The organism is Streptomyces aureus (assembly GCF_001418135.1).
In the GTDB taxonomy this organism is placed as follows: domain Bacteria; phylum Actinomycetota; class Actinomycetes; order Streptomycetales; family Streptomycetaceae; genus Streptomyces; species Streptomyces aureus_A.
In genome coordinates this window covers 1-7032 of the sequence record NZ_LIPQ01000572.1, presented here as the reverse complement: position 1 = coordinate 7032, position 7032 = coordinate 1, and the positions used below count along the sequence as shown (strand labels likewise).

The 7032-nt window shown below is 75.1% G+C and carries 7 protein-coding genes; 3 read left to right on the top strand and 4 right to left on the bottom strand.

All coding sequences use genetic code 11. From position 1 onward, the window contains the following. From AOK00_RS34230 to AOK00_RS34220, 3 genes are all read left to right on the top strand, one after another. Positions 1 to 595: sigma factor-like helix-turn-helix DNA-binding protein (locus AOK00_RS34230; protein WP_301554240.1), on the top strand; the 595-nt coding region annotated here is incomplete at its 5' end. Between the two features lie 163 nt (positions 596 to 758). Next, a complete protein-coding gene (locus AOK00_RS34225; protein WP_173861721.1) occupies positions 759 to 2357 on the top strand; it encodes an ABC-F family ATP-binding cassette domain-containing protein in 1599 nt (532 codons plus the stop codon). A 133-nt stretch (positions 2358 to 2490) separates the two neighbouring features. After that, a complete protein-coding gene (locus AOK00_RS34220; RefSeq protein ID WP_055604030.1) occupies positions 2491 to 2895 on the top strand; it encodes a VOC family protein in 405 nt (134 codons plus the stop codon). 49 nt (positions 2896 to 2944) lie between these two features. Here AOK00_RS34220 and AOK00_RS34215 read toward each other — a convergent pair whose 3' ends face one another. From AOK00_RS34215 to AOK00_RS34200, 4 genes are all read right to left on the bottom strand, one after another. Next, complete coding sequence (locus tag AOK00_RS34215; protein WP_173861720.1) at positions 2945 to 4141, bottom strand: methyltransferase; 1197 nt, start codon at positions 4139 to 4141, stop codon at positions 2945 to 2947. 134 nt (positions 4142 to 4275) lie between these two features. Continuing rightward, positions 4276 to 4851: a histidine phosphatase family protein gene (locus AOK00_RS34210; protein ID WP_055604031.1), complete on the bottom strand. Its 576-nt coding sequence runs from the start codon at positions 4849 to 4851 to the stop codon at positions 4276 to 4278. A gap of 69 nt (positions 4852 to 4920) precedes the next feature. Then, positions 4921 to 5373 carry a GNAT family N-acetyltransferase gene (locus AOK00_RS34205; RefSeq protein WP_055604028.1) on the bottom strand — a complete coding sequence of 151 codons (453 nt, stop codon included), beginning with the start codon at positions 5371 to 5373 and terminating at the stop codon, positions 4921 to 4923. Between the two features lie 100 nt (positions 5374 to 5473). After that, entirely contained in the window at positions 5474 to 6910 is a 1437-nt protein-coding gene (locus AOK00_RS34200; protein WP_055604027.1) for a PLP-dependent aminotransferase family protein, read from the bottom strand. Positions 6911 to 7032 lie beyond the last annotated feature (122 nt).

Below are 7032 nucleotides of genomic sequence, written 5' to 3'. Positions count from 1 at the left end.
GGGCGGAGTCGAGGGCGTGGCCGGAGTCCGGGCCGGGGGCGGGCGCGAGTCCGTGTGGCTCGCGCTGTTCCTCGTCCTGGAGTCCCTGGGGGCCGAGGAGCGGCTCGCCTATGTGCTGCACGACCTGTTCGGGCTGCCGTCCTCCGAGACGGCCCGCATCACCGGTGACGCCCCCGAGGAGGTGGCACGGCTGGCCCGACGGGCCCGGGAGCGGGTACACGGCCACGGGACGGGCCGTACCGATGAGGGCATCGGGCGCAGGCGGGCGGTGGTGGACCTGTTCCTGGCCGCCGCACGCGCGCGTGACGCCCGTACGCTCGCGGCCGTCCTCGACCCGGACGTGGTCGCCCACTCCGACCGCGGCCCGGTGCACGGCGCGCCCGCCGTCGCCGAGGGCGCCGCCGCGTTCGCGCGGTTCGCGGACGTGGCTCGGCCCGCGCTGGTCGACGGGGCCGTCGGGGCGGTCGCCTTCGTCGACGGGCGGCCCGTGTCCGCCGTGGCGTTCACCCTCCGCCGGGACCGGATCGTCACCGTCTCCGTCACCACGGGGGAGGACCGGGTACGCGCCTTGGACCTGGTCTTTTCCGACGGGTGACGGAGCGGGGCCGACGGCGGGGCCCTCGGGCGGGACGAAAGTCCGGTGCGCCGGACCCCCTCCTCCGTTAGCCTCGACACCATGTCGACGCCCCGAATCTCCTAGCTGAGGACCCGCACCCACGCCACCCGTGTGCCCTCAAGCCCTTTCGGAGCGTTACCTCATGATCACCGTGCGTGGTGCCGACGTGCGCGTCGGCGCCCGGCTCCTGCTGTCCGGCGTCTCCTTCCACGTCGCCCCCGGCGACCGGATCGGCCTCGTCGGCCGCAACGGCGCCGGCAAGACCACCCTCCTCGACACCCTCGCCGGGCTGCGCGCCCCCGCCGCCGGCACCGTCACCCGTACCGGCTCCGTCGGGCATCTCGCCCAGGACTCGCGGGCGGCCCACCCCGGCGTGACCGTCACCGACCGGATCCTCTCCGCGCGTGGCCTCGACCTCGCCGTCCGGCAGCTCGCGGAAGCCGCCCGCCGGCTCGGCGAGGCGCCCGACGCGCGGACTCTCGCCGCGTACGGCCGTGCCGAGTCCGCCTTCGAGGCGGGTGGCGGCTACGCGGCCGAGGCGGAGGCCGCCCGAGTCGCCGCCGGACTCGGCCTGCCCGCCGAGCTCATGGACCGGCCCGTCGGACGGCTGTCCGGCGGCCAGAAGCGCAGGGTCGAGCTGGCCAGGATCCTCTTCGCCGGTCACGGCAGGGAGGACACTCTCCTGCTCGACGAGCCGACCAACCACCTGGACGCCGACTCGATCGGCTGGCTGCGCGGCCACCTCGCCGCCCACCGGGGCGGCCTGGTGCTGATCAGCCATGACGTACGGCTCCTCGCCGACACCGTCAACCGGGTCTTCCACCTCGACCCGGGGCGCGCCGCGCTCGACGTCCACAACACCGGCTGGGAGGTGTACCTCGCCCAGCGGGAGGCCGACGAGCGGCGGCGGGTGCGCGAGCGCGCCAACGCCGAGCGCAAGGCGGCGGCGCTGCACGCACAGGCGGACCGCATGAAGTCCCGGGTGGCGACGGCGACGACGGCGCGCAGCATGGCGCGCCGGGCCGACCGGATGCTCGCCGGGCTGGACCCGGCACGGCAGGCCGACCGGGTCGCCCGCATCCGGCTCCCCGAGCCCGCGCCCTGCGGCCGGATGCCGCTGGGCGCGGTCGCGCTCACCAAGGCGTACGGGGCGCGCCCGGTGCTCGACGGGGTGGACCTCGCCGTGGACCGGGGCAGCCGGCTCGTCGTACTCGGCCTCAACGGGGCCGGGAAGACCACCCTGCTGCGGATCCTCGCCGGTCAGGAGACCCCCGACGCCGGACGGGTCGTGCGCGGGCACGGGCTGCGGCTCGGCTACTTCGCCCAGGAGCACGACACGCTCGATCCGGGCCGTACGGTCCGGGAGAACCTCGCCGACGCGGCTCCGCGGCTGACGGACGGTGAGGTACGGGCGGTCCTGGGCGCGTTCCTGTTCCGGGGCGACGACGCGGACAAGCCGGCCGGGGTGCTCTCCGGCGGCGAGAAGACCCGTCTCGCACTTGCCTCGCTCGTCCACTCGGGCGCGAACGTCCTGCTCCTCGACGAGCCCACGAACAACCTGGACCCCGCCTCCCGCGACGAGGTCCTGGCCGCCGTGGGCACGTACCCGGGCGCGATCGTGATGGTCACGCACGACGAGGAGGCACTCGACGCCCTGCGCCCGGAACGGGTCCTGCTGCTGCCGGACGCGGACGAGGACCTGTGGAGCGAGGAGTACCGGGGGCTCGTGGGCCTGGCCTGACAGCTGGGTGGCCCGACGGGCAGGCGCGCGGTCGGTCGGTCTGACGGGCGGTCGGTCGGTCGGTCGGTCGGCCCGACGGACGGGCGGGCGATCCCGGGGGTTCGCTCGATGAGGCGTCACCTACTCTGACGACATGATCATCGATGCGCGGACCCACGTACGGGTCGCCCGCCCTACGCGGGATCTGGCCGCCGCCGAGCGGTTCTACGTCGACGGGCTCGGTCTGGAGGTGCAGTGGCGGACCACCGAGCGGGTGTCCGGCAAGCACGACCTGCTCATGGTCGGCCCCGGGGGCGGCGGCTGGCACTTCGAGCTGACCCGTGATCCCGAGCACCCCGTCGAGCCGGCCCCGACGGTCGAGGACCTGTTCGTGGTCTATCTCGGGGCGCCCGTCGAGGACGAGCAGGTGGAGCGGCTGCTCGCCGCCGGCGGCAAGCGGGTGGCCGCGCACAACCCGTACTGGGACGAGTACGGCGTGACCGTCGAGGATCCCGACGGCTATCGGCTCGTCCTGTGCTCGCGCACCTGGGGCGCATGACGAAGGGGCGCGGCCGGAAGGCCGCGCCCCGGTCGTGGGGTTCCGCCGGTCAGCGGGCCTTCGGGCCCCCGGCGGTCGCTCCCTGGGCCTGCCGCACCGCGCGCAGGACGACGAACTTGGCGTCGCTCGCGACCAGTTCACTGTTGCCGAAGATCCGGCGGAGGGTGACGTGGTAGCCGAGGTGACGGTTGCCGATGACCCACAGCTCGCCGCCCGGCCGCAGCGCGCGCCGTGCGTCGGTGAACATCCGGCGGGCCGTCCGGTCGGTGGTGGCCTGGTGGGTGTGGAACGGCGGGTTGTTGAGGACGAGGTCCACCGAGCCGTCGGGCACGTCGGCGAGCCCGTCGCCGACGAGGAACTCGGCCTTGCGCCCGTCGCCCACGTGCGTACGGAAGTTCTCCTCCGCCGAGGCGACCGCCTGGTACGACTCGTCGGTGAAGATCAGTTCCGCGTCGGGTTCGTGCAGCGCGATGGCGAGGCCGACCACGCCGTTGCCGCAGCCGAGGTCGGCGACGCGGACCCGGCCGATGCCGCCGGGCAGGTTCGCGAGGAGGAAGCGGGTGCCGATGTCGAGGCGGTCGGCACAGAAGACCCCGGCGTGGTTGGTGACGGTCAGACCGGGCAGCCCGGGCGCGGGGGTGTCGGCCGGGAGGTCGTAGCGGTGCGGCCAGGGGTTCGGGCGCGGGGTGACGGCCGGGTCGGGCGTGGTGTGGATCAGCCGCGCCTTCTTCACCGCGAGCGAGGTACGGGTGGGCCCGAGGATCCGCTCGAAGAGCCGCAGGGTGGAGGTGTGGATCTCCTTGACCATGCCGGTGCCGACGACCACGGTGCCCTCGTGCACGGCGGGTGCGAGCCGGTGCAGCTGGTCCTCCAGGAGCGCGAGGCTCTTGGGGACGCGGACGAGGAGGACGTCGATCCGCTCGGGCGGCGGGTCCTGGGTGGTGAGGAGCCGGACGGCGTCCGGGGCGGCACCGGCGCGCGCGAGGTTGGCCCGCGTGGCCTCCCGGCCGAGGTACGAGTCGGAGATCTGGACGAGCTCCCCCGGACCGGCGGCCTGGAGCGCGGTGACGAGGGCTCCCCAGCGGTCGCCTAGGACGGCGACGGTGCCGGACAGATCGGTGCCGTCCTCGGCCAGGCGGCCCAGGAGGTACTCGTCGGACGCGTCCCAGGCGCGCAGCTGATCGCGCGGGTCCTCGGGATGACGGGTCAGCGTGAAGGCGCCCCATGACGTGGTCAAACGGTTCATCGTGCTCTCAGGCTAGCCGGTCGCGGGCGGTCTCTCCCCCGCCGTATGCGCGTCGGTGGTCCGAGGAGCCGGACCCGTGCCGGTCGATGCCTGTCGGCACGGGGCCACGCCCCTCGGCGCGGGCCGGGGCCCGATCAGCGCAGGGCCGCGTCGAGCTGGAGGTGCCAGAGGCCGGGGCGGCCGGTGAGGGTGACGGTGGAGAGGGGCCGGACGTCGACGTTCCAGTACGTGGCGGGCGGTGCCTTCAGGGCGTACACGAGGGCGGCCCGTACGACGGAGGGTTCGGCGACGGCGACGATCTCGCCGTCCTCGGCGGGGCGGGTGTCGAGCCAGTTCCCTATCCGGGTGATGAAGGCGAGGAGGGGTTCGCCGCCGTGCGGGGCGGTGCGGGCGTCGGTGAGCCAGGCGTCGACGGCGGCCGGTTCGAGGGCGGCGACCTCGGCGAGGGTCTGGCCGCGCCAGCGGCCCATGTCGCAGTCGCGGAGCGCCGGCTGGGCGAGGGGGGCGAAGCCGAGGGCGGTGCCGGTGGCACGGCTGCGCGGGGTCGGGGAGCAGTAGCGCAGTTCGGCCGCGCCGAGCGGGATGAGCGCGGGCGCGGCCTGCTGCACCTCGTACCAGCCGGCCTCGTCGAGCGGCCGGTCGTCGTCGAAGCGTTCGGCGAGCAGGGAGGAGCTGCGTGCCGCCGTGACGAGCGTCACCCGAAGACCCATGGGCGCGATCGTGAGGCCGAAGGCTCCGCAGGTCAAGGGGTCATTCCTGGGGGCCGGAGGGGCCCCGGCTCACTGCTGCCCGAGAGCCATCCACTTGTCCGGATTCTGCAGTGGCGTGAAACCGACCTTCTCGTACACACCGTGCGCGTCGGCCGTGGCGAGCATGATGCGCCGCAGTCCGTACGGCGCGAGGCGGTCGCGGACGGCGGCGACGAGCGCCGTGCCGAGGCCGGTGCCGCGCGCCGGGCGGTCGACGTAGACGTCGCACAGCCAGGCGAAGGTGGCGTAGTCGGTGACGACGCGCGCGTAGGCGGCCATCTCGCCGGTCTCCCGGTCGTAGGCACCGAGGTTGAGCGAGCCCGCGATGGCCCGGTCCTGCTTCTCCCGAGGTCGGCCGTGGGCCCAGTAGGAGTCCGTGGACAGCCAGTGGTGCACCCGGGCGGCGTCGATCCGCGTCGGGTCGGCTGAGATCTCGTACGCCCCGTGCATGACGGGGGTGTCCGTGGCGGCGCTGTCGCTCATGCCCGAAGCGTTCCAGTGACACCGGGGCTTGTCAGGTGAATTTTCCCGGACCGGGGGCGCCGGCGGCCGCCGGCCCCGCCGTGGGGCCCGCCGCAGGTGCTCAGGCGGCGAGCTCGTCGACCGCGGCCCGCAGGCGGCGCACGCCCTCCACGATCTCCGTGGGGCCCGCGACACCCGCGAAACTCAGCCGGATGTGCCCGGCGGGGGGCTCGGCGCAGAAGTACGGGCGGCCCGGGGCCGCGGCGACACCGGCCCGCAGGGCGGCGGCGACCAGGGCCGCCTCCGGGACGCCGTCGGGGAGCCGGAGCCAGAGGTGAAAGCCGCCGTACGGAACCTGCGGCAGGGCGAACGCGGGCAGCTGGTGGGCGAGGGCACCGCTCAGCAGGTCCCGCCGGCCCTTGAGTTCCTGGGCGACGGCCCGCAGATGGCGGTGCCACGCGGGCGAGCCGACGAGTTCGAGCGCGGCCTCCTGGAGCGGCCGGGGGACGAAGAAGCTGTCGACGACCTGGATGGCGCGGAGGCGTTCCAGGACGGGGCCGCGGGCGGCGAGGGCGCCGACCCGCAGACTCGGCGAGGTGGCCTTGGTGAGGGAGCAGACGTGGACGACGACACCGTCGGGGTCCTCGGCGGCGAGCGGCGCGGGGAGCGGCGGCGCGCCCTCGTGGGCGAGCCGGCGGGCGAAGTCGTCCTCGACGACGAAGGCTCCGGCGGTGCGGGCGATACGGAGCACCTCGCGGCGCCGCTCGGGGCCGAGCACCGCCCCGGTGGGGTTCTGGAAGAGCGGCTGGCAGACGAAGACACGGGCGCCGGTGGCGCGGAAGGCCGCTTCGAGGAGCTCGGGGCGGACCCCTTCGGCGTCGGCGGGCACGGGAACGGGGCGCAGTCCGGCCGCGCGCGCGACCGCGAGCATGCCCGGGTAGGTCGGCGACTCGACGAGGACGGGGGTGCCGGGCGGGGCGAGGGCGCGCAGGGCGGTGGTGATGGCGGACTGGCCACCGGCGGTGACGAGGAGGTCGGCGGCGGTGACGCTGCCGCCGATCTCGCGGGCGAACCACTCGCGCAGCTCGGGCAGGCCGTCGGTGGGCGGCCTGCCCCAGGCGCCGGGGCGGCGTCCGGCGCGGGCGAGGGCGGCGGCGAGGGCCCGCTCGGGCTGGAGAGAGGGGTGGAGGTAGCCGCCGTTGAACTCGACCACGCCGGGCGGCGGGGCGGCCAGGGTGACGAGGACACCGGAGGCGTCGACGGCCCGGGGCACGAGCTCGGTGGCGGTGTCGGCGCTGAGGGCGACCTCCTGCCACGAGGTGTCGCCGGCGTCGGGGGCGGCGGCACGGGGCTCGGCACGGAAGGCGCCGGCACCGGGGCGGGTGACGACGAGCCCCTCGGCTGCGAGCTGCGCGAGGGCGCGGGTGACGGTCACCGGGGAGACCCGATAGCGCTCCACGAGGGCGCGACTCGATGGCAGCTTTCCACCCGGCGAGTAGCGGTTCAGCTCGACTCTCAGGGAACTCGCCAGTTCCGCGACACTGCTACGCTCACTCATGAGAGCACAGGATAGCGCTACTGCCACCACGACGATAACGGTCACCACGGTGGACCGCGCCGGCGGCACCGTCCGCGCCGGCGGCACCGGCGACGCGGGGAGCACCGGCGACGCGGGGAGCA

Excerpts from the sequence above, each read along its gene's own strand:
- AOK00_RS34225 (WP_173861721.1), top strand. The coding sequence starts at position 759 with ATGATCACCGTGCGTGGTGCCGACGTGCGCGTCGGCGCCCGGCTCCTG.
- AOK00_RS34220 (WP_055604030.1), top strand. The coding sequence starts at position 2,491 with ATGATCATCGATGCGCGGACCCACGTACGGGTCGCCCGCCCTACGCGG.
- AOK00_RS34200 (WP_055604027.1), bottom strand. The coding sequence starts at position 6,910 with ATGAGTGAGCGTAGCAGTGTCGCGGAACTGGCGAGTTCCCTGAGAGTC.
- AOK00_RS34210 (WP_055604031.1), bottom strand. The coding sequence starts at position 4,851 with ATGGGTCTTCGGGTGACGCTCGTCACGGCGGCACGCAGCTCCTCCCTG.
- AOK00_RS34205 (WP_055604028.1), bottom strand. The coding sequence starts at position 5,373 with ATGAGCGACAGCGCCGCCACGGACACCCCCGTCATGCACGGGGCGTAC.
- AOK00_RS34215 (WP_173861720.1), bottom strand. The coding sequence starts at position 4,141 with ATGAACCGTTTGACCACGTCATGGGGCGCCTTCACGCTGACCCGTCAT.